Source organism: Streptomyces sp. NPDC050534, assembly GCF_044457745.1.
GTDB lineage: Bacteria > Actinomycetota > Actinomycetes > Streptomycetales > Streptomycetaceae > Streptomyces.
Map to the genome: position 1 here is coordinate 99,416 of NZ_JBITHF010000005.1, position 26,071 is coordinate 125,486.

The window sequence follows — 26,071 nt, forward strand, 5'->3', positions numbered from 1 at the left end:
GAGGCCGCCTTCACGCCCTGCCCTGCGCGCTGCGGGCGAGGGTGCGGCGCAGGGCGCGGGTGACGATCGGCGGCAGAATGTCGGCGCCGATGCGGCGGGCCCGGGAGCGGGGGCGCGGCCGGGGACGGGCCGGTGCGGGAGCGGGCGAGGGTGCGGCCGCCGCGGGCCGCGGCGGCTCGGGCACGGTGTAGTGGCGCGAGCGGGGGAAGGACGGCGGCTGCATCCCCTTCTGCGCGCGGGTGCGGACGAGACGGTGCCCGGCGGCGTCCTGGACGCTCAGACCGCAGTCCGGGCGCTCCCTGAGCATCGCCAGCAGCTCCTCCTGGACGGGCTCCGGGTCGTCCCAGGTGCCGTAGAGCTTCTGGGTGCTCAGGCATATCGGGCGCAGCCCGCGGTTGAGCACGGCCTCCCAGGTGGCGACGGAGACGCCGGGGGTGTGCTCGGAGCGGAAGTCGTCCAGGACGACGATGCCGCCCGGCAGGAGGAGGTCGCGGGCGGCACCGATGTCGTCGCGGACGTGCTCGTACAGATGCGAGGCGTCGATGTGGACGAAGCGGCAGCTGTCCGCCTCGACTTCCTTGGGAATGACGGAGGTTGTGGCTTCTATCACCCTGGGCAGGGCGTCGTGGAAGGCCAGGTAGTTGCGCTCGAAGGTCTGCCGGGTGAGCGAGGAGTACGACTTGGCCGTCTCGGCCGCGTTGGCCCCGTCCGGCGCCTCGCCGCCGAAGAGGTCGCAGACCGTGAACTTCTCGCCGTCCTGCAGGTGATGGCCGAGGAGGATCGCGCTCTTTCCCATGTACGCGCCGAGCTCCACCAGGTCGCCCCCGAAGCCGCGCGCCTCCTGCCGCTCCAGGAACCAGGTGAACAGCAGCTGGTCCAGCGGCGGGAACCAGCCGGGGACGTCTTTGAGCTCGCCGGGAATCTTGTCGGTTGCTTGTGCAGTCGCCATGAAACGAGTGTGCTCACTGGGGGCCGCGGAAACTGTCGCTGAACTGAACGTCCCGTGAACACCTCGGCCCGCCCCGGCCCCCGCACGGTTACACCCGCAGGCCATGCAGCAGATCGGTCACCCGGGCCGGGTCCTCGGGCCCCAGGTGCCCCGCGTCGGGGATGCTGTGGACGGTGAAGCGGTTGTCCGGGGTGAGGGCGTCGGCCTCCGCGATCATGCGGTCCTGGAGTGCGGTGGCCACCGTGCGGTCCTTGCCGAAGCGCAGATAGGTGCGGGGGATGCGGCCCCAGGTGCCGGCGCGTCCGACCGCCCGGCCGTCGTACGCCGTCATCGACTCGTCCGTCTGCATGCCCTCCAGCACCCGCAGGAACCCGACGTCCGAGTGGTCGGCGCAGATCATCTCCTTGAACACGGCTAGGTCCCGCCGGTCGGAGGTACGCCAGTTCAGGCGCAGCACGCCCAACTTCGCCGGATCACCGACGAGTTGGTCCATCGGCGTGATGGCGTGCCGCCCTTCCGGCGAGGCGGCGCAGGCGTTGAGGGAGGGCATGGTGCGGCTCGGGCAGAAGGCGGCCATGCAGCAGATGTGGGCGAGGAGTTCGGGCACGGCGTTGCCGACCCTGCTCACCGAGAGGCCGCCCATGCTGTGCCCGACCAGCACCACGGGTCCGCCGAGCCGTGCGGCGCGGCGCACCGCTTGGGTGACGCGCCGCTCGAAGTCGTCCAGGGTGAGGGCGGCGACGGGCGAGGCCTCCGTGGCCAGCGCGCGCAGGTCCTGCGTCTGGTACGCCCGCGGCACGAACCGCTCGGTGCCGTGCAGCGGCTGGTCGACGGCGACGACGCGGTGACCGCGCAGCGTCAGCTCGCGGCCGATCGCCGTCCAGAACGATCCGGCGCTGTGGGTGCCGTGGACGAGGACGTAGGTGCGGATGCCGTCACGGTGGTGCCCGGTCCTGCCTGCCGCGGCGGCCTCGGGCACCCCGATACCGGCGGCGAGAGCGGCCCCTGAGACCCCGGCCGTCAGCCGCATCGCGTGCCGGCGCGACAGCGTCCCTGAAGTGCCCTTGTTTTCAACGGTGTTCGCGTTGTCGAGATTCTCTTTGTCAGCCATGGCCCCTGACGCTACGAAGGCTGCCGACGCCCGGCCATGGCCCTGTGCACCCGCCCGACGGTGTACCTGTCCCCACCCCCCGCGCCCCGTCAGGTGGACTCGCGGACCACCAGCCTGCACGGCACCGTGTGCACCCCGGGCACCGGCTCGGCGTCGATGGCCTCCAGCAACTTGAGGGCCGCTATGCGGCCGATCTCGGCCAGGTCCATGTCGATCGTGGTGAGCGGCGGGCGGCTGGCCAGCGCCATGGTGTCCCAGTTGTCGTAGCCCACGACGGCGATCTCGCCGGGCACGTCCCGGCCGCGCTCGCGCAGTGCGTCGGCCACGCCACGGGCGATCTGGTCGTTGCCGCAGAAGAAGGCGTCGGTGTCGGGTGCCGTGCGCAGCACCGCGTCGGCGGCGCGGCGGCCCCACGCCTCGCTCCACTCGCCGAAGTGGACGCGTCCGCCTGCCAGTCGGGCCCCGGCCTGGGCCAGCAGGTCGGTGGCGTGGCGGGCCCGGTCGCGGGCGGCCGCGTGGTGTTCAGGTCCGGTGACGTGGGCGATCCGGGTGCGTCCCGTGGCGAGCAGGTGCTCGACGGCGAGGAGCGCGCCGCCCCGGTCGTCGGAGGCCACCGAGGTGTCGGCCGGGTCGGTGGACGGGGACAGGGCGTAGACGATCGGTATGCCCTCGACGCCCTTCAAGGGCGGGCGCGGGTCGGTGCGGCGGCCGGTGACGATGATGCCGTCCACCCTGCGGTCCATGAGGTTGCGCAGGTGGTGCTGTTCGCGGATGGTGTCGCCCCGCGTGTCGCAGAGCAGGACGGAGATCTTGCCGGCGCCGAGTGCGTCCTCGGCGCCCAGCAGCACCGGCGTGCTGAAGCGGCCGATGCCGTCGGTGGTCATCAGGCCGACGGTCCAGCTGCGGCCTGCGTGCAGGCTCTGCGCGTGCTGGTTGGGCCGGAAGCCGAGCGTCTCCACGGCGTCGAGCACCCGCTGCCGGGTCTCCGGCCGCATCCGGCCGCCGCCGCTCAGGGCCTTCGACGCGGTACCGACGCTGACCCCGGCGAGGGCGGCGACGTCGGCGAGCTTGGCCCGGCCGGTGGACGGAGAACGCGGGGCGGCTTCGGTCACGGGCAATCCTTTTCTCGCTGGTCGTGCGTGGCAGGTGCGGCGCGGCCCATGGTGGCAGGCGGCCGAGTGGAGTACCAGTCCTTGAGCAACTTGGGAAACTCGGTCAGAACCCTTGACCGGAAATCCCTGACTCCACTCTACTCTTCGGCGAGGAAAACGGTTGCTCAACCTCTTGCCCAGCCGTGGTCCGCACCTCCCGCCGTCCAGCACCCGGAGAACCATGCCCCGCGCCCGCTCCGCCCAGCCCTCCCCCACGTCCGGCACCGGCCCGATCCGTCTCGGCCCCGGTAGCCGTGCCCCCCTGCGCCCTGCCGCCGCCGAGGTGGAGGACGGTTTCTGGCACACCCGGCGCGAGGTCAACGCGCGCACCTCCATCCCGCAGGGCCCCGGCCTGCTGGAGTCCGCGGGCAACCTGCACAACCTGCGGCTCGCGGCGCCCGCGGAGTCGGATGCGGCGGCCGAGGGCGCGTTCCAGGGCGCCTATCCGTTCATGGACTCGGACGTCTACAAGTGGCTGGAGGCCGCCTCCTGGCAACTCGGCCAGGGCCCCTCCCCGGAACTGGCGGCCGACGTCGAGCGGATCACCCGCCTCATCGCCGCCGCCCAACAGCCGGACGGCTATCTCAACACCTGGTTCCGGCTGGTCAAGGGCGGGGAGCGCTACCAGGACCTGCGCTGGGGCCACGAGCTGTACTGCGCGGGACATCTGATCCAGGCGGCCGTCGCCCACCACCGGGCCACCGGACGCCCCGAACTCCTCGACGTGGCGCGGAAGTTCGCCGACCACATCGACTCCGTCTTCGGGCCGCCCGGCAGCGGCCGGCGGATCGACGGCATCGACGGGCACCCCGAGATCGAGACCGCCCTGGTCGAGCTGTACCGGGAGACGGGTGAGCGCCGCTATCTCGACCTGGCCGGCTACTTCGTCGACCGGCACGGCCACGGCCTGCTCGGCGGCGAGGCCTACTGCCAGGACCGCGTCCCGGTGCGTGAAGCGACGAACGTCGAGGGCCACGCCGTACGGCAGTTGTACCTCCTGGCGGCCGTCGCCGATCTGGCGGCCGAGACCGGGGAGGCCGAACTGAGGGCCGCCGCCGAGCGGTTGTGGCACGCGATGACCGCCACCAAGACCCACCTCACCGGCGGTCTGGGCGCCCACCACGACTGGGAGGACTTCGGCGACCCGTACGAACTCCCCAACGAGCGCGCCTACTGCGAGACCTGCGCCGCCATCGCCTCCGTGCAGTGGAGCTGGCGCATGGCGCTGCTCACCGGCGAGACCCGCTACGCCGACCTGATCGAGCGCACCCTCTTCAACGGCTTCCTGGCCGGTGTCTCCCTCGACGGAGAACGCTGGCTCTACGTCAATCCGCTCCAGGTCCGCGACGGCCACACCGATCACGGCGGCGACCAGTCGGCCCGCCGCACCCGATGGTTCCGCTGCGCCTGCTGCCCGCCCAACGTGATGCGGCTGCTGGCCTCCCTGGAGCACTACCTCGCCACCGGGGACGACGGCGGCCTGCAGATCCACCAGTACGTCAGCGGCCGCTACGCCTCCGGCCCCATCGCGGTGCGCGCCGAGACGGACTACCCCTGGCACGGCACGATCGCCTTCACCGTCGAGGAGACCCCCGCCGAGGGCCCCTGGACGCTCTCCCTGCGCATCCCGCAGTGGTGCCGTGAATTCCGGGTCCGCTGCGCCGAGTTGACGTACGACCAGACCGACGCGCCGGTCGAGGCGGGCTGGCTGCGCCTCGAACGCAGCTGGGCGCCGGGCGACCAGGTCGTGCTGGAGCTCGGACTGGAGCCGCGGCTCACGGCGGCCGACCCGCGCGTGGACGCGGCACGGGGCTGCGTGGCGATCGAGCGCGGGCCGCTCGTGTACTGCCTGGAGCAGGCCGACCACCCCGGCGGCGGACTCGACGACGTCGTCCTGGACACCACCCGCCCGCTCGCCGTCAAGCACCGCCCCGACCTGCTCGGCGGCGTCACGACGGTGGTGGCGGCCGGGCGGCGGCGCGAGAACCCCGAGGCGGGCTGGTGGCCGTACCGGCCGGCCGCCGACGACTGCGCCGCGGCGGGCGAACCGGTCGAGCTCACCGCGATCCCCTACTACGCCTGGGCCAACCGGCAGGACGGCGCCATGCGCGTCTGGCTGCCCACGACCTGACACACCCTCACCTTCGCTCTACGACAACGAGGTCACCCCGTGATATCCACCCGCCGCAGTCTCCTGGCCGCGCTCGCCGCCGTCGGCACGCTCGCCTCCCTCACCGCCTGCGGAGGCGGCTCCGACTCCTCGGGCTCCTCCTCCGGCGCGCCCTCGGGCACGTACACCTTCTGGGACCCCTATCCGCAGCTCGACGCCTCCTCGCCCTGGGGCAAGCTCGTGACGTCCTGCGGCACGAAGGCCGGAGTGAAGCTGAAGCGCACCCCGTTCGACACCACCGATCTGGGCAACAAGGCGCTGCTGGCCGCCCAGCAGGGCAACGCGCCGGATGTGATGCTCGTGGACAACCCGGTGGTCTCCACGCTGGTGGAGGCGGGGATCCTCAACAAGACCGGCGATGTGGGACTGGACACGAAGACCATCCAGAAGAACATCATCGGCGCGGGCACCATCGACGGCGCCTCGTACGGGGTGCCGATCGGCGCCAACACCCTTGCCCTCTACTACAACAAGAAGGTCCTTGCGGCCGCGCACGTCGACCCGGCCTCGGTCAAGGACTGGGCCTCGCTCACGGCGGCCCTGCAGAAGGTCAGGGCGGCGGGCAAGAAGGGCATCACCTTCTCCGCCATCAACACGGAGGAGGGCAGTTTCCAGTTCCTGCCCTGGTTCTGGGGCGCAGGCGGTGATCTGACAAAGCTCGACAGCGCCAAGGGAGTTGCGGCCCTGTCGCTGTGGCAGCAGTGGGTGAAGGACGGCTACGCGCCCAAGGACGTGCTGCAGAACACGCAGACCACCGCCTGGCAGGAGTTCGCGACGGGCGACTACGCCTTCGGCGAGAACGGCACCTGGCAACTGGGCAACGCGGACAAGGCCGGCTTCGACTACGGCATCATCAACATCCCCGGGCAGAGCGGCGGTTCGGCGCCGGTGCCGACGGGCGGCGAGTTCGTGACCGTGCCCGTACAGAAGGACACCGCGCGCTACGACGTCACCAAGAAGATCGTCACGTGTTTGACCAGCGACGCGAACCTGCTGCCCACCGACACGACACTGATGTACGTCGCCCCCACGGCCGCCGTGCAGGCCGAGCAGGTGAAGCAGAACCCGAAGCTGAAGCCCTGGGTGGACGCGGTCGCCTCCGCGCGCGGCCGCACCAGCGGCGGTCTGGGCACCAAGTACCCGACCATCTCGCAGCCGATGTGGACGGCCGTGCAAGCCGCGCTGTCGGGCAGCAAGAGTCCCCAGGACGCTCTGGACACGGCCCAGTCGAGTGCGCAGAAGGGCTAGGACCGGCATGACCATCGCCCGGGTCGACCGTCCGCGGCGAGCACCGGAGGCCGCGCGGACGAACGCCGGCGACGCCCCGGCCCCGCACCGCCGCCACCGGCGCAGGGCCAGGCTGACCGCACTCGCCTTCGTCACCCCTCTGCTGGCCTATCTCGCCGCCTTCTACCTCTATCCGCTCTACCGCAACCTCGATCTGAGCCTGCGCGACTACACCGTCCGGTCGTTCGTGGCCGGGGACGCGCCGTTCACCGGCTGGGCCAACTTCCAGAAGGTGCTGGACGATCCGACGTTCGGCCCGGCGATGCGGCACACGATGGTCTTCACCTTCGTGTCGATCGCCTTCCAGTACGTCATCGGGCTCGCCCTCGCGGTCTTCTTCAACCGGCACTTCAGGCTCTCGACCGTGCTGCGGGCGCTGTTCCTGATCCCGTGGCTGCTGCCGCTGATCGTGTCGGCCTCCACCTGGTCGTGGATGTTCAACAGCGAGTCGGGAGTGGTGAACTACTTCCTGCACTTCCTCGGCGTCGATCCGGTCGGCTGGCTGACCTCGCCGGACTGGGCGCTGACGTCGGTGATCGTCGCCAACATCTGGATCGGCATCCCGTTCAACCTTGTCATCCTCTACAGCGGCCTGCAGAACATCCCGGCCGAGCTGTACGAGGCGGCGGCGCTGGACGGGGCGAACACCTGGCAGCAGTTCCGCCGCATCACCTTCCCGCTGCTGCGCCCGGTCTCGGCGATCACCCTGCTCCTCGGACTCGTCTACACCCTCAAGGTGTTCGACCTGATCTGGATCATGACCAAGGGCGGCCCCGGCGACGCCTCGTCCACCCTGGCGACCTGGTCCTACCAGCTCGGCTTCGGCACGCTCCTGCCCAAGTTCGGCCCCGGGGCCGCGGTCGGCAACGTCCTCATCCTCATCGCGCTCGTCTTCGGGCTGGCGTACATCCGCGTCCAGAGGAGGCAGGAAGCGTGAAGTCCCGTACACACAGGCGCCGTTACACGCTCATCGGGATCGTCCTCACCGCACTGATGCTGTTCCCGGTGTACTGGATGCTCAACGTCTCCCTCACCCCGCAGCAGGACATGCGCAAGGACCCACCGGACCTGCTCCCGCTGCACCCCACCTTCGAGGGCTACCGGGCCGTCCTGGACGATCAGTTGCCCTACCTCGGCACCAGCCTCCTCATCGGCGTGGGCACGGTCGCGCTCACGCTGCTGCTCGCGGCCCCGGCCGGCTACTCGCTGGCGAAGCTGCGCCCGAGGGGCGGCGGCGCGCTCGGCCTGGCGCTGCTGATCGCGCAGATGGTCCCCGGGATCGTCATGGCGATGGGCTTCTACGGCATCTTCCTGGACCTCGGTCTGCTCAACTCCTGGTGGGCCCTGATCATCGCGGACTCCACCATCGCCGTGCCCTTCGGCGTCATGATCTTCACGGCGTTCATGTCGGGCATCCCCGGCGAGCTCGTCGCCGCCTCCCGCATCGACGGCGCGGGCACCTTCCGCACCTTCTGGTCGGTCGTGCTGCCGGTGAGCCGCAACGCCGTGGTCACGGTCTCGCTCTTCAGCTTCCTGTGGGCCTGGTCCGACTTCGTCTTCGCCAACACCCTCGACGGCGGCGGCGATCTGAGGCCGATCACCCTCGGCATCTACAAGTACATCGGCAACAACAACCAGGAGTGGAACGCGATCATGGCCACCGCGGTGGTCGCATCCGTCCCGGCTGCGATCTTGCTGGTGCTTGCGCAGCGGTATGTGGCGGCCGGGGTGACTGCCGGCGCCGTCAAGGACTGAGCGATGTGCCGGCGGTCGTCAGCCGCGTCGTCGTGGCTGGCGTCGCGCAGTTCCCCGCGCCCCTGACGGGGCGCTTCCCCCCAACCAACTCCGTGAGGAGAACCCCTCTCATGAGCCGTCCAAGACCGCCTGTTCCCGCGCGCCTCACCGCCGTCCTCGGCGCTGTCGCCCTCACCGCAACCGCGCTCGCCGTCGCCGCGCCCGCCCACGCGGCCCCCACCGCCGCGACCACCCTGGTGGTCAACGCCGACCAGACCCTGCGGCCCGCGACGCATGTGGCGACCGGCAGCCTCTACGGCCTCGCCGACGCCGGCACCCCGGCCGACAGCCTGGTCGCGCCGCTCAAGCCGAACACCTTCGTGCAGATGGCACCGGGTGGCTCGCAGTTGCCCAACGGTGAGCCGAAGCCGGCCGGGGACGCGCTCGTGGTGGCGCCGAAGGCCGCCCGGGCCGGCGCCAAGGTCGTCGTTCGCATGCCGGACTGGTACCCGAACTTCCCGTACAAGTGGGTGAGTTGGAGCGACTGGCTGTCCGCGGCGGACAAGCAGGTCGCCTCCGTTCAGTCCTCGGGCGCCTCGAACATCGCCGCGTACGAGCTGTGGAACGAGCCCGACTGGACGTGGGACACCGCCGCGGCGGGCGCGTTCGACGCGGGCTGGGCGCGCACGTACAAGGAGGTGCGGGCCAAGGACGCCAAGACCCCGATCCAGGGCCCGAGTCACTCGGCGTGGAACCAGTCCTGGATGAGCACGTTCCTCACCGACGCCAAGGCGAGCGGCACCGTCCCGGACGTCATCGCCTGGCACGAGCTTCAGGGCAGCAAGGACATCGCCGCGCACGTCTCGGCCTACCGCGCACTGGAGAGCAGCCTCGGGATCAGCCCGCGACCGATCGCGATCGAGGAGTACGGCACCCCGAGCGAGGTCGGCGTGCCCGGTCCGCTGGTCGGCTACGTCGCCAAGTTCGAGCGGGCGGGCGTGCACGACGCCGAGCTCGCCTTCTGGAACCACTACGGCACCCTCGGCGACACCCTGACCGACACCGGCGCCCCACCCAACGGCTCGTACTGGCTCTACAAGTGGTACGGCGACATGTCCGGGAACATGCTGGTCACCACTCCCCCGGCGCAGACCGGCATCGACGGTGCGGCCTCGCTGAGCAGTGACGGCAGGCAGATCGGCGTGATCTTCGGGGGCGGTGCCGGGTCAAGTGCCGTGCAGGTCCAGGGACTCGGGTCGCTCCCGGCGTTCGGCTCCACCGTGCACGCGAAGCTGGAGTACACCCCGTCCAAGGGCCGTACGACCGCGGTGACCGGGCCGGCCACCGTCTCGGAGGCCGACTACACCGTCTCCAACGGCTCGATCACCGTGCCCGTGACGACGAACGCCTCCGACGGCTACCACCTGGTGATCACCCCGAGCGGCTCGTCGACCTCGCTGGCGGGGACGTACCAGATCACGAACAGGAACAGCGGGCTCGCGCTCGACACTCAGGGCGCGGGGACGGCACAGGGCGCGGCGGCCGTGCAGGCGACGCCGGGCACGGGCACGAGCCAGTCGTGGACGCTGAGTTCGGGCGGCTCGGGTCTCTACAAGATCACGAACAAGGCGAGCGGGCTGCTGCTCGGCATCGACAGCATGAGCACGGCGGACGGTGGCAAGGCCCTGATCTGGGGCGACAACGGCACCGCCGACCACCTCTGGCAGCTGATCCCGTCCGGCGACGGCTACTACAAGATCGCCAACTACAACAGCGGGCTGCTGCTCGGGGTGGACGGCATGAGCACCTCCACCGGTGCCCAGATCCTGCAGTGGGACGACAACGGCACGGCCGACCATCTGTGGAAGCTGGCGTCCCGGTAGACCGGCCGGTCAACTCCGCACGGCAGAAGTGCCGTTCACTGCCGCGCGGAGGTCCTCGGCCGGGAACGGGGTGCGTTTGCTGCGGGTCAGCAGACGGTGGTGGAAGTCGTCCAGGACGGTCGCGGTACGCGCGTGCCGGTCGAGGAACGCGCCCGTCCTGGGCGGGACCCCGTCGCGCCGGCGACCGGCGCTCCACTCGCGCACGAACGTCTCGCGGGAGACGTCACCGCGTACCCGGTCCAGCAGATGGTGCCGCAGCAGGTGCGTCGGCACGTAAGCGCGGTCGTAGACGAGATGGTCCGACAGGAACTCGGTCTCCTCCGGGGAGAGTTCGAAGCGGGAGCTCAGTGCGAGGCCGAGGTCCGCGAAGTAGACCTGCCTGCCGTCGGTGAGCAGGTTGCGGAAGTGGGCGTCGAAGTGGACCAGTCCCTGTGCGCTCATGAACGCCGTGGCGCGGGTCAGGGCCTTCTCCATCCAGGGCAGCGCGGTGTCGGCGTCCTGGTGGTCGGCCAGCCATGCGGCGAGGGTGTACGGCACGTGTTCCAGGAAGAGGACCAGACTGGCCGAGGACCGGCCGATGGCCTCCAGCCGGCGCCGCACCGCCGCGGAGCCCTCCCAGTGCGCGACGGCGCCCTCGATGCCGCCGAACGCGTCGGCGAAGCCCGTCGGCGGGTGATCGGGCAGGATCCGCCAGTGGTACAGCAGCGGAAAGCCCGGATGCCCGCCGCGCAGCACCCAGCCGGTCGTCATCAGATGCGCGGCCAGCTCCCGCCAGGCGCCGAATCCGGCGGACCCGACACCGTACTGGTAGAACAGCGGCAGTTCGAAGAGGTTCGCCGTCGACCGCATGTGTTCCGGCCGCAGTTCGAGGTCCGTCAGCGGCACCCGCTTCACGAAGACGCGCACCCCGTCCACCTCCAGCTCCGCCGCCCGGCCGCCGATCCCGGAGCCCAGCGCGGGAGCGGCGGCCACCACGTCGGCGAGGCGACGGTCGCTGAGCAGGGCGAGCGCCGTCCCGGCCGTCGCATGAGCGGACAGACGGGCTGCGGGCACATCACCCTGGGCGTGGTCCATGGCGGTCATCCTGCCCACCGTGTCCGCTCCGCGACAGCGATTGGCGCCCCTCGAGGATCTTCACGCCTCAGGGTCCAAGGGTGACGGTGTCCTCATCGGCGAGGCACAGGGCTGATGCCCGCCGTCCGCGCCCAGTCCGGGCGCCCTTCGTACGGGCGGGCGGGCCGGGCGGGCGGGCCGGGCGGGCGGGCCGGGCGGGGACGGTGCGTCCGCGCCCTCGGGGATCAGCCCAGCTTCTTGAGCAGTTCCTCGGCGACCGGAGCCGAAGAGGCCGGGTTCTGGCCGGTGACGAGGTTACGGTCGACGACGACCTTCGGTGCCCACGGCTCGCCGACCTGGACCAGGACACCGGCCTCGGTCAGGCGGTCCTGGAGGAGCCACTTGGCCTGGTCGGCGAAGCCGGACTGGGTCTCCTCGGCGTTGGTGAAGGCGGCCACCTGGTACCCGGCGAAGGAGTTCACGCCGTCCCGTTCGGCGGCGAGCAGCGCGGCCGGGCCGTGGCAGACGACGCCGAGAGGCTTGCCGGACTCCAGGGCGCGGGTGAGCAGCCGGCCGGAGTCGGCGTCGACGGCCAGGTCCTCCATCGGCCCATGGCCGCCCGGGTAGTACACGGCGGCGTAGTCGTCGAGGTTCACGTCCTCGAGGCGTACCGGGTGCTGCAGTTCGGCCGCCGCGGTGAGCACGGCGGCGACCCGGTCGGCGTTCTCCTGGCCGCCGTTGAACTCGGGCGCGAGGCTGGACTTGTCCACGGTGGGCTCGACGCCGCCCGGGGTGGCGACGACGATCTCGTGTCCGGCCGCCTTGAACGCCTCGTACGGGGCGACGGCCTCCTCGGCCCAGAAGCCGGTGGGGTGGAGGGTGCCGTCGGCCAGCGTCCAGTGGTCCGCGCCGGTCAGCACGAAAAGGATCTTCGACATGGGATGTGTCTCCGAGGGGTCGCGGAAGCTTGTCAGGTTCCGACCGTATGGCTCCCCTCCCATTGGAATCCAATAGGCTCGTCCATGTGAGAGATAGGGAAACCAATGGCAGGGAGACCAGGGACCGGTCCGCCGATGCCTCCGCCCTGGATCTCAACCTGCTGCGCACGTTCCTCGCCGTCTACCGGACGGGCTCCTTCACGGCCGCGGCACGGATGCTCGGGCTGTCGCAGCCCACGGTGACCACGCAGGTGCGCGCGCTGGAGCGGCAGTTGGACCGCGAGCTGTTCGAGCGCCAGGCCCGCGGCGTCTCCCCCGCTCCGTACGCGGACGAACTCGCCTCCCGGATCGTGCAGCCGCTGGACGCGCTCGCCGAGGTCGCGCCGGGCGGGCCGGGTTCCGGCCGTCCGCCGGAGCCCGTGCACCTGGCCGGCCCGCACGAGTTCCTGACCCGTTCCGTGCTGCCCGGCCTGGCACCCCTGGTGGAGCGAGGCGTACGGCTGCGCATCACCCCCGGCCTGACCGAGCCCCTGCTGGAGGAGCTGCGGGCGGGCCGCCACGACCTGGTGATCGCGACCTTCCGGCCCCGCGGGCGCGCTCTGGCCTCCGTACCGCTGGAGGACGAGGAGTTCGTGCTGGTCACCTCTCCCGCCTGGGCCGAGCACATCGGCGGGCCGGCCCGGATCGCCGACGCCGGGCCGGCCGCCCTGCACGGCGTCCCCCTCCTCGCGTACGCCGAGGACCTGCCCATCGTCCGCCGCTACTGGCGCCACGTCTTCGGGCGGCGCCTGGTCCGTCAGCCCGCGGTCACCATGCCCGACCTGAACGCGGTCAAGGCGGCGGTCGCCGGTGGTACGGGCTTCACCGTGCTGCCCCGCTATCTGTGCGCCGGCGAACTGGCCTCCGGCGCCCTGGTCCTGCTGCACGACCCGGACGACCCGCCCATCAACACGGCGTTCCTCGTCCAGCGCCCGGGCGCCGTCACCAACCCCCATGTGACGCTGGTCCGCGACCACCTGCTGGAGACCGCACGCGGCGCGTGACCGAGGCGTCAGTACTTCTTCGCGCCCGCCACGATCGCCTCGCGGATGCGGTGGTACGTGCCGCAGCGGCAGACGTTGCGGATCTCGTCGAGGTCGGCCTCGGTGATGTCGCGGCCCTCCTCGCGCGCCTGGCGGACCTTGGCGACGGCGGCCATGATCTGGCCGGGCTGGCAGTAGCCGCACTGGGCGACGTCGTACTCCAGCCACGCCTCCTGCATCGGGTGCAGGTCCTTGCCGACGGTGGCGGGCAGTCCCTCGATGGTCGTCACCTCGTCGGTGGGGGCGAGGTCCCCCACCGGGACGCTGCAGGGGTTGAACGCCTTGCCGTTGATGTGGCTGGTGCAGGCCTGGCACACGCCGAGCCCGCAGCCGTACTTCGGCCCGGTGACGCCGAGGACGTCCCGCAGCACCCACAACAGCCGTACGTCGTCCTCGATGTCCACGGTCACCGGTCTGCCGTTGAGGATGAAGGTGTGTTCGGGCACGAAGGGCCTCCAGAACTCCTAGTAGGCGCGGCTCAGGCCGTCGGTGGGGGACGCCGGGATCGGCGGGCTGGTGGGCAGCGGCTCGAAGCCGAGCGGGCCGTCGTGGTTGATCGGGAAGGTCGTCGGCATGGTGCCGGTGGCGCGTCCGTAGGCACAGGCCACGGCCGCCATCGCGCCGGCGACGGCGAGTTCACCGGCGCCGCCGGGCCTGCCGCTGGTCGGCGGCATGACGACGATCTCCAGCTCCGGCGGGGTGTTCCACTGGCGGGTGTAGAAGTAGTTGTCCCAACTGCCCTCCAGGAAGTGCCCGTTGTCCAGGTGCAGCCCCGAGCTGAGGGTGATCGCGATGCCGTCCATGATGCCGCCCATCATCTGGGCCTCCAGACCGCGCGGGTTGACGGCGAGTCCCACGTCGACGGCGCAGACGACCTTGGTGACCCGGGGCCCGGTGCAGGCGTCGGGGACCTTGCGTCCGGTGGTCTGGGGGCGGCAGTCGATCTCCGCGAGGACGGCGACGTAGCCGTGGTACTCGGGGTGCAGGGCGATGCCCTGGGCCGTGCCGGCGGGCATGCTGCGCCCCCAACTGCCCACTTCGGCCGCCTTGTCGAGGACGGCCCGGGCGCGGTCCTCCTTGAGGAACGACCTGCGGAAGTGGTAGGGGTCCTTGCCCGTCCGCCTGGCCAGCTCGTCCACCACCAGCTCCTGCGCGCACCGCACGTTGGGCGAGTAGATGTTGCGCATGGAGCCGGTGTGGAAGCCCTTGTCGGTCTCGCTGAGCAGCTGGGTCACGACGCCGAAGTTGTACGGCGTCTGCTGGGTGAGCGTGAAGATCGTCTCGGAGAAGGTGAGGTCGCCGACGGGCAGTTGGGCGGCCTCGGCGGTGATGATCTCGCCGACGCCGTGGCCGAAGTCGGTGGCCACGGAGGTGTGGTGCTGGTTGTAGGTGAGGACCTGGCCGAGGGCGTAGGAGGCGCGCACGCGGGAGGTGGACATGGGGTGGGTGCGTCCGTGCCGGAAGTCGTCGGTGCGGTGCCACATCAGCCGGACCGGCTTGCCCGTCGCCTTGGAGATCTCCGCGGCCTCGGCGGCGCCGTCGTGGAAGAGCTTGCGCCCGAACGAGCCGCCGCCCTCGGTGACATGGACCTTCACCGCGGCCGTCGGCAGTCCGAGGGTGAGCGCGATCTGCTCCTGGGCCGTGATCGGGGACTTCAGGCTGGCCCAGATCTCGGCGGAGTCCTGCCGTACGTCGGCGACGGCGCAGTTGGGCTCCAGGGCGCTGTTGCTGGCGAAGTGGAAGGTGAAGCGGGCGTCGACGGACTTGGTGAGCAGGTCGAGCGCGGGCAGCGGCAGTTCGGCCTTGCGGAGTTCGTCGCCGATGGTGTCGTCGGACTCGTCGTCGGCGGTGCCGGGGCCCCAGGTGACCTTCAGGGCCCGCACCGCGTCGATGCACTGTCCGAAGGTGCGGCCGCGGACGGCGACTCCGCTGGAGATCCGTACGACGTCGGTGATGCCGGGCATGGCCCGTACCGTGTCGAGGTTGTCGACGGAGCGGACCGTGCCGTTGATCGTCGGCGGCCGGCACACCATCGCGGGCAGCGCGTCCGGCACCTTCAGGTCCATGGCGTACTTCTTGCGCCCGGTGACCGCCTCCAGCGCGTCGATACGGCGCTGCGCGGTCCCGATGACCTTGAACTCGGAGGTGTCCTTGAGGGCGACGGACACCTGACCGGTGGTCACCGACGCCGCCTTCTGCGCCAGTTCGCCGTAGGTGAGGCTCTTGCCGGTGACGGTGGACGTGACGACTCCGGCCTTGGCGGTCAGGGTGCCGAGGGCTTCTCCCAGTTCGAGTGCCGCCGCGTGCAGCAGCCGGCCGCGGGCGACGGCGGCGGCCACCCGGATCGGGGTGAAGGTGGAGATCGTGGTGTTGGAGCCGCCGGTGAGCTGGTTGAACAGCAGCTCGGGGCGGGCGTCGGCGAGGGTGACGCGGACCTGGTCGAGCGGGAGGTCCAGCTCCTCGGCGACGAGCATGGCGCTGGAGGTGGTGATGCCCTGCCCGACCTCGGCCCGGGGCAGGGCGAAGTGCGCGGTTCCGTCGGGGTCGAGCCGGATGGTGATCAGGTTCGCCGTGGGCAGGGTGGCGTGCGTGAGCATGTCGTTGAGGTCGTAGATCTCGGCCGGTCCGGGCACCGAGGGGACGACCGCCGCGGCCGGGGTGGGGGCGAGGACGGCCTCGCCGAGTTCGGCGGCGACGGTCAGCGTCGAGGCGGCGACGACGTATCCCAGGAATCTTCGCCGCCCGATGCCGCCCGGGGTGGACACGGCATCCTGCGGCTGCGGGTGTTCGTGGGCTCCCATCAGCTGTCCTCCCAGCGCACGGCACTCGCCTTGATGGCGGCTCCTGACTGTGCACGTCGGTCGCGTGCCGCGATAGATCTACGTTCCGCTTCCACACGGAAACGCCATAAGGCGTCCGGTGTGTGAAGCGCTTCGGCACGCCGTCCGGAGAAAACCCGAATGCGCCGGCCGGCCGGGCTCTGCGATCATTCCGGAATGTCCCACCTTCTGGAACCGCTGGTCATCCGGCACACCCACCGCATCCCCCTCCCGGCCGGCCCGGCCGGTCAAGGGGACGTCGCGGCGCGGCAGTTCGACGCCGTGCTGATGTCGGTGGGCTTCAAGCTCTCGGCCGAGCTGCTGGAGCATCTGTCGGGACTGTCCGAGGGCACGGTCGTCGACACCGCCGTACGCACGCTGCGCACGGTCCGCGAGATGGTCGGCGACCACGTGCGGCACAACGTCTACTTCATCGACTTCCCGGCCAACGTGCCCGACACGTTCGACTTCTGGATGCGCTGCATCGCCGAGGCACTCGCCGACGACAAGGCCCGCCCCGGGACCGTCGCCCAGCTGGAGAGCGGCGTGGTGGACCTGCTCACGCTGCCCTCCTACGGCAACTACCGGCACACGTACGCCGAAATGCTGGCCGCGCACGGCGAGTTGATCGCGGCGGCGGGTGACCGCACGACCGTGCTGCACCTGGGCGGCAAGGCGGACGACGAGATCGGTGCGCTGTACCTGGCGCTGGCCGGCAGCGCCACCCCGCTGGGCGAGGACGACCTGAAGGACCTCAGGATGCTCGCCCGCCACTGCGTCGACGGCCCGCAGCCCGAGGAGATCCCGGTCCGGGAGAACCGCGCGGTCGTCAACGAGGCCCGGCTGCGGGCCGGCGCCGGCCTGCTCCTGGACACCGTGACCGACGTGCTGCGCCTGGCGTGCGCCCTGTCGGACGGTGACGTGACGCTGCAGACGGCCACCCGGTTCAAGGGGCTGTCGCGGCCGGTGCGCCGCGCGCTGCTCGCGGGTCTGGACGCGGTCGTCGCGGCGTCCCCGGCCAAGCTCGCCGACGTCAACGCGTGGCGGGAGGACTTCAAGCGGCTCGGGGAGCGGCTGCACCCGCACGAGTACCCTCAGTGGCCGCACGCGGCCGAGGTGTTCGCCGTCGCCCGGGGCGAGGTCCAGGCTCGGTCCTTCGACAGCCGCGTCGAGGAACTGCTCGCCGTGCACGACGTGACGGGTGCCGCGCGGCTGCTCACGTCCGCGCCGGGCAAGTTGTTCCGCTCGCTGGACCGGCTGCTGCGGATGGCGCTGACGCAGGACGAGCGGGAGGCCGTGGTCGCCGCCGCCGAGCAGGTCGTGCCCGAGGTGTCCGGCCGGGTCGTGCTGTCGGTGCGCGAGCACCTTCACAACCGCGCCGAGGCCACCGGCGAGCGCCGGGTGTTCGTCAACCGGCTCGGCCGCGCCTGGGTCGCCGAGGACGAGCGGCCGCCCGTGCTGCCGGCGGAGCGGGGGCGCCTGATCTCCGCGCTCGACGCCGAGATCCGGCGCCGACTGCCCTCTCCGGAAAGGGTGTTGGTCGATCCGGACGTCCTCGGCGTCGCGCTGCCGCTCAGCGGCAAGGCGACCGCGGCCGGTCTCGGGGTGCTGCCCCGCGGCTCCGTCTCCCCCGTCGAGGGTGAGCTGCTGCGCTTCTTCGTGTACTGGAAGGAGTCCCGGCAGCGCACGGACTTCGACCTGTCGGCGGTCATGCTCGACGAGCGGTACGAGACGCTCGCCTGGCTGTCCTACACCGCGCTCACCCAGCTCGAGGGCGAGCACTCCGGCGACATCACCGAAGCACCGGACGGCGCCTCGGAGTTCATCGACCTGCGCCTGGGAGCGGTGCGCGGCAGCTACGTCGTGCCGCAGGTCAACATCTTCGCGGGCGAGGGCTTCGAGGAGGTCGAGGAGTCCTTCTTCGGCTTCATGCTGCGCGAGGCCGAGCAGCAGGGGCGGCCGTTCGAACCGGCCACCGTGCGCATGAAGTCGGAGCTGCGCGGGCCCGGCCGGGTCGCGCTGCCGCTGGCGTTCCGGCGCGAGAAGGACGGCAGTTGGACCGCCAAGTGGCTGCACCTGTACCTCAGGGGGACCCCGTCGGCCAACCGCGTCGAGGGCAACCGCGTGACGGTCGCGACGCTGCTGCGCGGCATCTTCGAGCGCGAGCACCTGACGGTCCGCTACGTCACCGACCTGATGGCCGGGGGCGAGAGCGCGACGGAGGTCACCCTGTGGGACCGCGAGACCCTTCCACCGGGCCCCGTCACCTACATCGGCCTGGAACGTCCCGACGGGCTGCACCCGGACTCCCAGATCATCACCCCGGAAAATCTGCGCGACTTGATCCCCGACTGACTGTTAGGGTTGCCGCAGGCGAGGCCATGGACGGACTTCCTTCTCACACTCCTGAAACTAGTCCGTTCGCTCTCCTCGCCGCTCACTTCGGGCAAGGGTCCTCGCGTGACGTCACGCGAGGGCCCTTCGCGCTGCCGTGAGGGCCTGTTCGGCATAGCCGCGGCCGAAGAGCACGGCGTGCACCAGCAGGGGAAAGAGCTGGTGCAGCGCGATCCGGTCCGCCCATCCGTCCGCGAGCGGGGCCGCCTGCCGGTATCCGTCGACGACCTGCTCCAGGTGCGGGCAGCCGAAGAGGTGGAGCATCGCGAGGTCGGTCTCCCGGTGCCCGCCGTGCGCGGCCGGGTCGATCAGCCAGACGTCCCCGTCGGCGCCCCACAGCACGTTGCCGTTCCACAGGTCGCCGTGCAGCCGGGCGGGCGGCTCGGCGGGTCCGGCCAGTTCGGGCAGCGCCTCGCAGACGCGCTCGACCACATCCGTCTCGGCGGGGCGGATCGTGCCCCGGTCGACCGCGGCGCGCAGATACGGCAGCACGCGATGCTCGGCGTACCAGACGGGCCAGTCGGTGCCGGTGACGTTCCGCATGGGGGCGAGCCCGATGTACGCCTCGACGGGGCCGCCGGGTGGTGGCGCGCCGAACGCGGGGGCACCCGCGGCATGCAGGGCTGCCAGGCCGCGCCCGAACTCGTGCGCCGCCCCAGCCGACGGCCGGCCCTGCGGAATCAGGTCGGTCACCAGCCAACGCGCCTCGTGGCCATGGACCTTGGGAATGCGGACGGCGCCGGCTTCGGCCAGCCAGCACAGCCCCGCCGCCTCGGCCTGCGCCGCTCCGGGATCGTCCGCACGCTTGACCATCACCAACTGCCCGCCGTCCAGGCCGACTTCGGCGAGCGCTCCGGACATGGGGCGCTCGCCGCGCACCGTACGGCCGGTGATCCGGGCGGCAGCCGCGGCCGGTCCGTCGCTGTCGCCGTCGCCGTAGGACGAGGAGTCGTCGGAGGGAGAGGAGGAGCCGTCGGAGGAGGAGCTCCCGGACGGGGAGCCCTCGGAGGGGAAGCCGCTGTGCACGGGCACCAGGGTAGAGCTGCCGTCGAGCGGCCACGGTCAGCCGGGAAGCTCCTGTTCGCCGCCGCCGTCATCGGCGTCACGGTCGTCTCCGTCGTCACCGGTGTCGCCGTCATCGCCGTCATCGCCGTCGTCGCCGTCGTCGTGCGCGGCGTACGGATGCACGTAGCCCTCGTCGCCGAAGGGGATGAACCAGTCCCGGACGAGGCCCTTGCCGACGCCGTCCGCGGCCGGTGCGTAGAGCCACTCGTGGTCCATGTCCTCGCCCACTCCGTCGGCGAAGACCTGAAGCGCCGTCTCGACCTCCTCGCTCAGCAGCTCGTACAGGTCTGCCGTCGCCTCGGCCTGGCCGACGAGGAACTTCAGCAGCAGTTCCTCGGCGACGCAGCTCAGCCGGCCGAAGTGCGGCTGAGCGAGGCGGCCGGTCAGGGCCACGGCCGTGACGGTCAGGCGGCGCGCGAACAGGACCGAGTACTGCTGGGCGAACTGCCGGGGCAGCTCGTCGAGGATCATGAACGGCGCGTCGGTGTCCGCGACGGTGGGCCCTTCCTCCTCCAGACCGGCCAGGTCGGTGAACAGCTCGTCGACCAGGAGATCGACGGCGTACACGACGGCGCCGGCCGCGATCTCCGCCGCCTCACGGCTGACGATCCGTTTCTCCTCGTCGTCGGAGTGGCCGAAGGACGTGAGGGGGAAAGCCTGCAGGCTGGGGGCGAGGGACCGGAGCTTGCGCCGCATGTCCGCGACGTCGGTGTCGTCCCGGCGGCCCGTATCGCCGGACGACTTGCCCGCCGCGTGTCTGCGGGCGCGTTCGGCGGGGTCCGCCGGCGGTGCGTCGGGGCCGTCGGCCGCGTCGAGGCTCTCCTGGAGCACCTCGGGGGCGAGTTCCACGCCGCAGCGGGTGATCTCCCAGGCGGTGAGCGGTTCGGACCGCTCCAGCAGTTCCGCGACGACCTCACGCGCGGCGTCCTCGGCGAACTCCAGCGCGGGCGCGTCGACGTAGAGCTTGAGCCGGGCCCCCTGGGGATGGACGGTGATGACGTCGTCCACCAGGTCGACCTCCATCCCGTCGGGACCCTCGATCGCAGCGATCGAATCGAGGCCCTTGCGCAGCAGGAAGACCACGCCCTCCCGCTGAAGAACGTCGAGCCGCGGGCCGCCCTCGGGCAGCTCCACGTCCACAGTCACCGCGTATGTCACACGATCATGGTGCCTGAGGGAGGGCACGTGGGGGGAGGGAACCGGAAGGAAGCCGTCTTTAGGGGCGGAACCCGGTTTAGGGGCGGAACCCGGTTTAGGGGCGTAACCCGGCTTTCGCATGCCCACTTTGCATGACCATGCGAGATGATGCATACTCTTCCTATGTCCAAGGTCCTCACCTCCCTTCCCGCCGGCGAGCGCGTCGGCATCGCCTTCTCAGGCGGCCTCGACACGTCGGTCGCGGTCGCGTGGATGCGCGACAAGGGCGCCGTCCCGTGCACCTACACCGCCGACATCGGCCAGTACGACGAGCCCGACATCGCCTCGGTGCCCGGCCGTGCGAAGACCTACGGCGCCGAGATCGCGCGCCTGGTCGACTGCCGTGCGGCGCTGGTCGAGGAGGGCCTGGCCGCGCTCACCTGCGGCGCGTTCCACATCCGCTCGGGCGGGCGGGCGTACTTCAACACCACGCCGCTCGGCCGCGCCGTCACCGGCACCCTGCTGGTCCGGGCGATGCTCGAGGACGACGTCCAGATCTGGGGCGACGGCTCGACCTTCAAGGGCAACGACATCGAGCGGTTCTACCGCTACGGCCTGCTCGCCAACCCGCACCTGCGGATCTACAAGCCCTGGCTGGACGCGGACTTCGTGACCGAGCTCGGCGGCCGCAAGGAGATGTCGGAGTGGCTGGTCGCCCACGGCCTGCCCTACCGCGACAGCACGGAGAAGGCGTACTCCACGGACGCCAACATCTGGGGCGCCACGCACGAGGCCAAGACCCTGGAGCACCTGGACACCGGCGTCGAGACCGTGCAGCCCATCATGGGTGTGCGGTTCTGGGACCCCGAGGTCGAGATCGCCACGGAGGACGTGACGATCGGCTTCGACCAGGGCCGCCCGGTGACGATCAACGGCAAGGAGTTCGCCTGCGCCGTCGACCTGGTGATGGAGGCCAACGCCATCGGCGGCCGGCACGGCCTGGGCATGTCCGACCAGATCGAGAACCGCATCATCGAGGCCAAGAGCCGCGGCATCTACGAGGCGCCGGGCATGGCGCTGCTGCACGCGGCGTACGAGCGCCTCGTGAACGCGATCCACAACGAGGACACCCTGGCCCAGTACCACAGCGAGGGCCGGCGCCTCGGCCGCCTGATGTACGAGGGCCGCTGGCTGGACCCGCAGGCGCTGATGATCCGCGAGTCGCTGCAGCGCTGGGTCGGCGCGGCCGTCACCGGCGAGGTGACGCTGCGGCTGCGCCGCGGTGAGGACTACTCGCTCCTGGACACCACGGGCCCGGCGTTCAGCTACCACCCGGACAAGCTGTCGATGGAGCGCACCGAGGACTCCGCTTTCGGCCCGGTGGACCGGATCGGCCAGCTCACCATGCGCAACCTGGACATCGCCGACTCCCGCGCCAAGCTGGAGCAGTACGTCGGGCTCGGCCTGATCGGCACCGGCAGCCCGACCATCGGCGCCTCCCAGGCCGCCGCGACCGGGCTGATCGGCACCATGCCGGAGCTGCCCGAGGGCGGCGCCGAGGCGATCGCCTCCCGCGGCGAGGTCTCCGAGGAGGACGCGCTGCTGGACCGTGCGGCGATGGAGTCCGGCACGGACTGACCCGGACGACAGGCCGCATCTGCGGAAGAGGCCGGCTCGACGGCGCCCATGTCGTCGAGCCGGCCTCTTCCGCTGTCCTCTTCCGCTGCCCTCAGGGCTCGGCCGTCGTGTGCAGCGCCCGCAGCACGTCGTCGTCCGTGAGCTGCTCGAAATCCTCGTAGAAGTTGCCCACGGCCATGAAGGCGGGCGGGCGTTGCAGACAGATCACCTCGTCGGCCTCGGGCCGCAGGCGGTCGGCCGCGTCCGGCGAGCCGACGGGTACGGCCAGGACGAGGCGGGCGGGTTCTCTGCGCCGCACGAAGCGCAGGGCCGCGCGGGCCGTCGAGCCGGTGGCGAGCCCGTCGTCCACGACGATCACGGTCCGGCCTCTGAGTCCGGGCGCGGGGCGGCCCTCCCGGTAGAGGTCCTCGCGACGGTGGAGCTCTTCGCGCTCCCGCTCGACCACGGGGGCGAGTTCCGAGTCGCCGAGGCCCAGCTGATCCAGGAACTGCTCGTCGTAGAGCGGGTCGTCGTCGCCGACGATCGCGCCGACGCCGAGTTCCTCCTCGTACGGGACACCGATCTTCCGTACGACCAGGACGTCGAGCGGAGCGTCGAGCGCCGACGCCACCTCCTGGGCCACGGTGACACCGCCGCGCGGCAGGGCGAGGACGAGGGGATCGGGCAGCATGCCCTTCTCCTGCTCGATCCGCAGCCGCACGGCCAGTTCCCGTCCTGCCTGCTCACGGTCATGGAACTGCATCTGGGTCGCCGCTCCTTTCCCGTTCGTTCGCGCTGAGACATCCTTTTCGGTCCGGCTGTGCGAGTACCCGCACGGAGTGAAGTACCTCAGCAGATGATTTCAAGGATTCGAGGAGATGGACCCGGTCGCGGGCCTCAACGGAGCGCACGAAGGTGCCGCAGCTCCCCGATCTTCAGCAGACGGGCCGGCACGAGATACGCCAGGGCCAGCGCGAGCGTTCCCGCGCCGAGGGCGCCCGCCACGGCCCAGGTGCCGCTGCCCAGGAACCCGTTGCAGGCGCGGGCTGTGGGTCGCTCGCGCGCGCACGAGCTGGGGCACCAGTACGGCGTTGAGCGCGCCGCCGATCAGCAGTGTGTAGAGGCTGGTCGGCACGGTGTTCGCCGTGTTGTACGTGGTCGCCAGCAGGCCGGTGCCCAACGCCGCGGCCTGCAGGATCTGCCGTATCAGCCCGGTGGCCCGCGAGACGACAGTGGCGACCGCCATCAGCAGCGACGACCGCGCCGCCCCCGCCTGCACGTCCGGGGCGGCATGCCGCCCCTGTTCCCGTTCGCCCGGCGACGTGGTCGGCGCCGCGGGCTGCTCCCCCTGTGTCATGCGGCCCGATTATGCCTTCGAGATCGCGCCGCCCGAGACGCAGGGACGGCTGGTGGCGGCCAGGGAGAGGCGATCGGGTCGGGCCGCAGTCGAGTGGCCGCCCGGGTCACGTCGTTACCGGCGCCTCCACGGCAGCACCGCCGGGGCGGTCTCGGTGCCCTCGGCCCGGTGCAGTGCGTCGCTGATGGCCTCGCCGATCTCCGCGAACTGCCGTACCTGTTCCGGGGTGAGGGCGTCGAACACCGCCCGTCGCACGGCTTCCACGTGCCCTGGTGCGGCCCGTTCCAGCAGGGCGCGACCCTCGCCGGTGAGGACCGCGAGCTGACCGCGCCCGTCGGCGGGGTCCTCGCGCCGGTCCACGAGGCCGATGTCACGCAGCCGGTTCACCGCGTGGGTGAGCCGGCTCCGGGTGATCTTGAGCCGCTCGGCCAGTTCGGACATGCCGAGGGCGCCGTCGGGCGTGGCGGAGAGGTAGGCGAGCAGGCTGTAGTCGGCGTGCGTCACGCCCGCGTCGCGCCGCAACTGCCGGTTCAGATGGTCGCCGAGCAGGGTGGAGAAGTCGACGTAGGCCAGCCAGGCCCGTCGTTCGTCCGCGTCGAGCCAGCGGGGCGTCGTCGGCATGGGCACACTCTACCGCGAGTGCGTTTGAATTTTCAATCACATGGGCCGGGCTCCCGAAGGGCCGTGGCCGGAATGCGCGCCCGGCCCGACGGAGCATTGCGGCTCCGCGGTTCATCGGCGGCGCGCCTGGGCACGGATCGACCTCGGCGGATGTGTCGGCAGGAGCTGGAGGGGACGGGTGGCCACTGCGGCACAGCCGACCGCGGGCGGGGGCCGCGCGGGACGCGCCGTACGGATATGGCCAGATTCAGCAGCTCATCGGGTGCGGAGTGACATTGTTCGGTCACTGGGCGCTTCTACCAGTGTCGAGTATTTTCGACGGCATTAGGGAGGGATGCGTGTGCGGCATTGGGGAGGGGTGCGTGTACGCAAGTCGGGAGGGGTGTCCGTGCTGAGACGCAAGACGTTGCGGCTTCCCCGGCATCCGGCCTCGGTGGGCCTGGCCCGGTACCGGGTACGCCAGCATCTGGCCGCCTGGGGGCACGCCACGGGTGACGAGATCACGGAGCGGGTGGTCCTGCTCGCCTCCGAGCTGGCCGCGAACGTCGTGCGCCACGGGCCGATCATGGAGCGCGAGTTCGAGATGGCGGTGACGGCGCGGGCCGACGGCTCCTGCTTCATAGCCGTGTCCGACGAGAGCCCGGACAACCCCGTCCTGCAGGAGACACCCACCGGGGAGGACGAGCGGGGCAGAGGTCTGCACCTCGTCGACCAGCTGGCCCAGAACTGGGGAGTACGGCACCGGGGGCGGCAGGGCAAGACGGTGTGGGCGGTGGTGCGTCACACGCGTCCGCACGGCACGGTCCAGACGTCGCAGACGCGGCAGCACAGGTAGCGGACCCGTCGGCGCGCGATCCGCACCCCGAGCGGGCCGCGGTGCACCACCCGAGCGCCGGCCGGCCGGACGCCGTCGCCCGGACGACGGCGCGCCTCGACCGGTCCTACTGCGCCAACTGCGGGTACAGCGCCGCCAGTTCCCCGGCCAGTCCCGCCTTCACCTGGCGCGAGATGTCGTCGGCCAGCACCTCGTGGGCACCGGCCTCGACGCCGTCGAGGGCGAGTGCGGCGACGGCGCGGGGGTCGGACTTGGGGGCGTCGATACGCGTGGTCAGGTCGGTGTCCACGTAGCCGACGTGCAGGCCGGTGACCGCGATGCCGCGCGGCTGCAGCTCCAGGCGCAGGGAATTGGTCTGCTGCCACAGTGCGGCCTTCGAGGCGCTGTAGGAGCCGGCGTTGCCGAGCCAGGACAGCACCGAGTGGACGTTGAGGATGTGGCCGCCGCCGTTGCGCTCGATGACCGGGGCGAAGGCGCGCGTCACCAGCAGCGGGCCGTAGAAGTTGATGTCGAACTCGCGGCGCACGTCGTCCACGGGGGTGTCCAGGAATGTCCCGCCGACCGAGGCCCCGGCGTTGTTGATCAGGACCGTGACGTCCTGCGCCTGCTCGGCGGCGGCCGCCACCGAGTCCGGGTCGGTGACCTCCAGCGCCAGCGGGACGGCGTCGGGGTGCGTCACCGTCCGCGGGTCGCGCGCGGTGGCGTACACCTTGCCCGCGCCGCGGGCGTACAGCTCCTCCACCAGCGCCTTGCCGATGCCCCGGCTGCCACCGGTGACGAGGACGACGGCGTTCTTGATAGCGGTCATGACAGAGTCCTCCCAGACATAGGAAACCGATCGGTTTCACCGTGATGGTAAACCGATCGG

Annotated in this window: 21 protein-coding genes and 1 pseudogene; 9 read left to right on the plus strand and 13 right to left on the minus strand. The window is 71.2% G+C overall.

Annotated features, from left to right (window positions below):
- Positions 1 to 10: 10 nt before the first annotated feature.
- The 3 genes from ACIBN2_RS17715 to ACIBN2_RS17725 form a co-directional block, all read right to left on the minus strand.
- On the minus strand, positions 11 to 949 hold the full coding sequence (locus tag ACIBN2_RS17715; protein WP_399135376.1) for a class I SAM-dependent methyltransferase: 939 nt from the start codon (positions 947 to 949) through the stop codon (positions 11 to 13).
- 88 nt (positions 950 to 1,037) lie between these two features.
- Positions 1,038 to 1,979 (minus strand): alpha/beta hydrolase, encoded by a 942-nt coding sequence (locus ACIBN2_RS17720; protein ID WP_399135820.1) that lies wholly within the window; start codon positions 1,977 to 1,979, stop codon positions 1,038 to 1,040.
- A 170-nt stretch (positions 1,980 to 2,149) separates the two neighbouring features.
- Positions 2,150 to 3,172 (minus strand): LacI family DNA-binding transcriptional regulator, encoded by a 1,023-nt coding sequence (locus tag ACIBN2_RS17725; protein WP_399135377.1) that lies wholly within the window; start codon positions 3,170 to 3,172, stop codon positions 2,150 to 2,152.
- A 220-nt stretch (positions 3,173 to 3,392) separates the two neighbouring features.
- On the opposite strand from ACIBN2_RS17725, the gene ACIBN2_RS17730 reads away from it, so the two are divergent.
- From ACIBN2_RS17730 to ACIBN2_RS17750, 5 genes are all read left to right on the plus strand, one after another.
- The gene (locus tag ACIBN2_RS17730) at positions 3,393 to 5,342 is read left to right on the plus strand and encodes a glycoside hydrolase family 127 protein (RefSeq protein ID WP_399135378.1); all 1,950 of its coding nucleotides are present in this window, start codon (positions 3,393 to 3,395) and stop codon (positions 5,340 to 5,342) included.
- Positions 5,343 to 5,381: 39 nt separating this feature from the next.
- The gene (locus ACIBN2_RS17735; protein WP_399135379.1) at positions 5,382 to 6,629 is read left to right on the plus strand and encodes an extracellular solute-binding protein; all 1,248 of its coding nucleotides are present in this window, start codon (positions 5,382 to 5,384) and stop codon (positions 6,627 to 6,629) included.
- Between the two features lie 7 nt (positions 6,630 to 6,636).
- Positions 6,637 to 7,605: a carbohydrate ABC transporter permease gene (locus ACIBN2_RS17740; RefSeq protein ID WP_399135380.1), complete on the plus strand. Its 969-nt coding sequence runs from the start codon at positions 6,637 to 6,639 to the stop codon at positions 7,603 to 7,605.
- On the plus strand, positions 7,602 to 8,423 hold the full coding sequence (locus ACIBN2_RS17745; RefSeq protein ID WP_399135381.1) for a carbohydrate ABC transporter permease: 822 nt from the start codon (positions 7,602 to 7,604) through the stop codon (positions 8,421 to 8,423). Before ACIBN2_RS17740 ends, ACIBN2_RS17745 begins: the two co-directional genes overlap by 4 nt.
- A 110-nt stretch (positions 8,424 to 8,533) precedes the next feature.
- Positions 8,534 to 10,285, plus strand: coding sequence for an RICIN domain-containing protein (locus tag ACIBN2_RS17750; RefSeq protein WP_399135382.1), 1,752 nt, complete (start codon positions 8,534 to 8,536; stop codon positions 10,283 to 10,285).
- A gap of 9 nt (positions 10,286 to 10,294) precedes the next feature.
- Here ACIBN2_RS17750 and ACIBN2_RS17755 read toward each other — a convergent pair whose 3' ends face one another.
- Together ACIBN2_RS17755 and ACIBN2_RS17760 are read right to left on the minus strand one after the other, a co-directional pair.
- Complete coding sequence (locus ACIBN2_RS17755; protein ID WP_399135821.1) at positions 10,295 to 11,359, minus strand: protein kinase family protein; 1,065 nt, start codon at positions 11,357 to 11,359, stop codon at positions 10,295 to 10,297.
- Between the two features lie 224 nt (positions 11,360 to 11,583).
- Positions 11,584 to 12,276, minus strand: a complete 693-nt coding sequence (locus ACIBN2_RS17760; protein WP_399135383.1) for a type 1 glutamine amidotransferase domain-containing protein — start codon at positions 12,274 to 12,276, stop codon at positions 11,584 to 11,586.
- Positions 12,277 to 12,362: 86 nt separating this feature from the next.
- Between ACIBN2_RS17760 and ACIBN2_RS17765 the strand changes: the two genes are divergently transcribed.
- Positions 12,363 to 13,319, plus strand: coding sequence for a LysR family transcriptional regulator (locus ACIBN2_RS17765; protein ID WP_399135384.1), 957 nt, complete (start codon positions 12,363 to 12,365; stop codon positions 13,317 to 13,319).
- A gap of 8 nt (positions 13,320 to 13,327) precedes the next feature.
- Here the strand turns inward: ACIBN2_RS17765 and ACIBN2_RS17770 are convergent, their stop codons facing one another.
- A complete protein-coding gene (locus tag ACIBN2_RS17770; protein ID WP_399135385.1) occupies positions 13,328 to 13,804 on the minus strand; it encodes a (2Fe-2S)-binding protein in 477 nt (158 codons plus the stop codon).
- 18 nt (positions 13,805 to 13,822) lie between these two features.
- Entirely contained in the window at positions 13,823 to 16,159 is a 2,337-nt protein-coding gene (locus ACIBN2_RS17775) for a molybdopterin cofactor-binding domain-containing protein (RefSeq protein ID WP_399135386.1), read from the minus strand.
- A gap of 195 nt (positions 16,160 to 16,354) precedes the next feature.
- Between ACIBN2_RS17775 and ACIBN2_RS17780 the strand changes: the two genes are divergently transcribed.
- The gene (locus ACIBN2_RS17780) at positions 16,355 to 18,532 is read left to right on the plus strand and encodes a hypothetical protein (RefSeq protein WP_399135387.1); all 2,178 of its coding nucleotides are present in this window, start codon (positions 16,355 to 16,357) and stop codon (positions 18,530 to 18,532) included.
- A 111-nt stretch (positions 18,533 to 18,643) separates the two neighbouring features.
- On the opposite strand, the gene ACIBN2_RS17785 is transcribed toward ACIBN2_RS17780, so the two are convergent.
- Together ACIBN2_RS17785 and ACIBN2_RS17790 are read right to left on the minus strand one after the other, a co-directional pair.
- Complete coding sequence (locus tag ACIBN2_RS17785; RefSeq protein WP_399135822.1) at positions 18,644 to 19,465, minus strand: fructosamine kinase family protein; 822 nt, start codon at positions 19,463 to 19,465, stop codon at positions 18,644 to 18,646.
- Between the two features lie 168 nt (positions 19,466 to 19,633).
- Positions 19,634 to 20,794, minus strand: coding sequence for a hypothetical protein (locus tag ACIBN2_RS17790; protein ID WP_399135388.1), 1,161 nt, complete (start codon positions 20,792 to 20,794; stop codon positions 19,634 to 19,636).
- A gap of 162 nt (positions 20,795 to 20,956) precedes the next feature.
- On the opposite strand from ACIBN2_RS17790, the gene argG reads away from it, so the two are divergent.
- Positions 20,957 to 22,411, plus strand: a complete 1,455-nt coding sequence (gene argG / locus ACIBN2_RS17795; protein ID WP_399135389.1) for an argininosuccinate synthase — start codon at positions 20,957 to 20,959, stop codon at positions 22,409 to 22,411.
- Positions 22,412 to 22,502: 91 nt separating this feature from the next.
- On the opposite strand, the gene ACIBN2_RS17800 is transcribed toward argG, so the two are convergent.
- From ACIBN2_RS17800 to ACIBN2_RS17810, 3 genes and pseudogenes are all read right to left on the minus strand, one after another.
- Positions 22,503 to 23,153 (minus strand): phosphoribosyltransferase, encoded by a 651-nt coding sequence (locus tag ACIBN2_RS17800; protein ID WP_399135390.1) that lies wholly within the window; start codon positions 23,151 to 23,153, stop codon positions 22,503 to 22,505.
- Positions 23,154 to 23,441: 288 nt separating this feature from the next.
- Positions 23,442 to 23,636, minus strand: a pseudogene (locus tag ACIBN2_RS17805) (lipid II flippase MurJ); the annotation flags it as partial.
- A 225-nt stretch (positions 23,637 to 23,861) separates the two neighbouring features.
- Positions 23,862 to 24,368 carry a MarR family winged helix-turn-helix transcriptional regulator gene (locus tag ACIBN2_RS17810; RefSeq protein WP_399135391.1) on the minus strand — a complete coding sequence of 169 codons (507 nt, stop codon included), beginning with the start codon at positions 24,366 to 24,368 and terminating at the stop codon, positions 23,862 to 23,864.
- Between the two features lie 388 nt (positions 24,369 to 24,756).
- Between ACIBN2_RS17810 and ACIBN2_RS17815 the strand changes: the two genes are divergently transcribed.
- Positions 24,757 to 25,203 (plus strand): ATP-binding protein, encoded by a 447-nt coding sequence (locus ACIBN2_RS17815; protein ID WP_399135392.1) that lies wholly within the window; start codon positions 24,757 to 24,759, stop codon positions 25,201 to 25,203.
- 106 nt (positions 25,204 to 25,309) lie between these two features.
- Here ACIBN2_RS17815 and ACIBN2_RS17820 read toward each other — a convergent pair whose 3' ends face one another.
- Positions 25,310 to 26,011 (minus strand): SDR family oxidoreductase, encoded by a 702-nt coding sequence (locus ACIBN2_RS17820; protein WP_399135393.1) that lies wholly within the window; start codon positions 26,009 to 26,011, stop codon positions 25,310 to 25,312.
- Between the last annotated feature and the right edge of the window lie 60 nt (positions 26,012 to 26,071).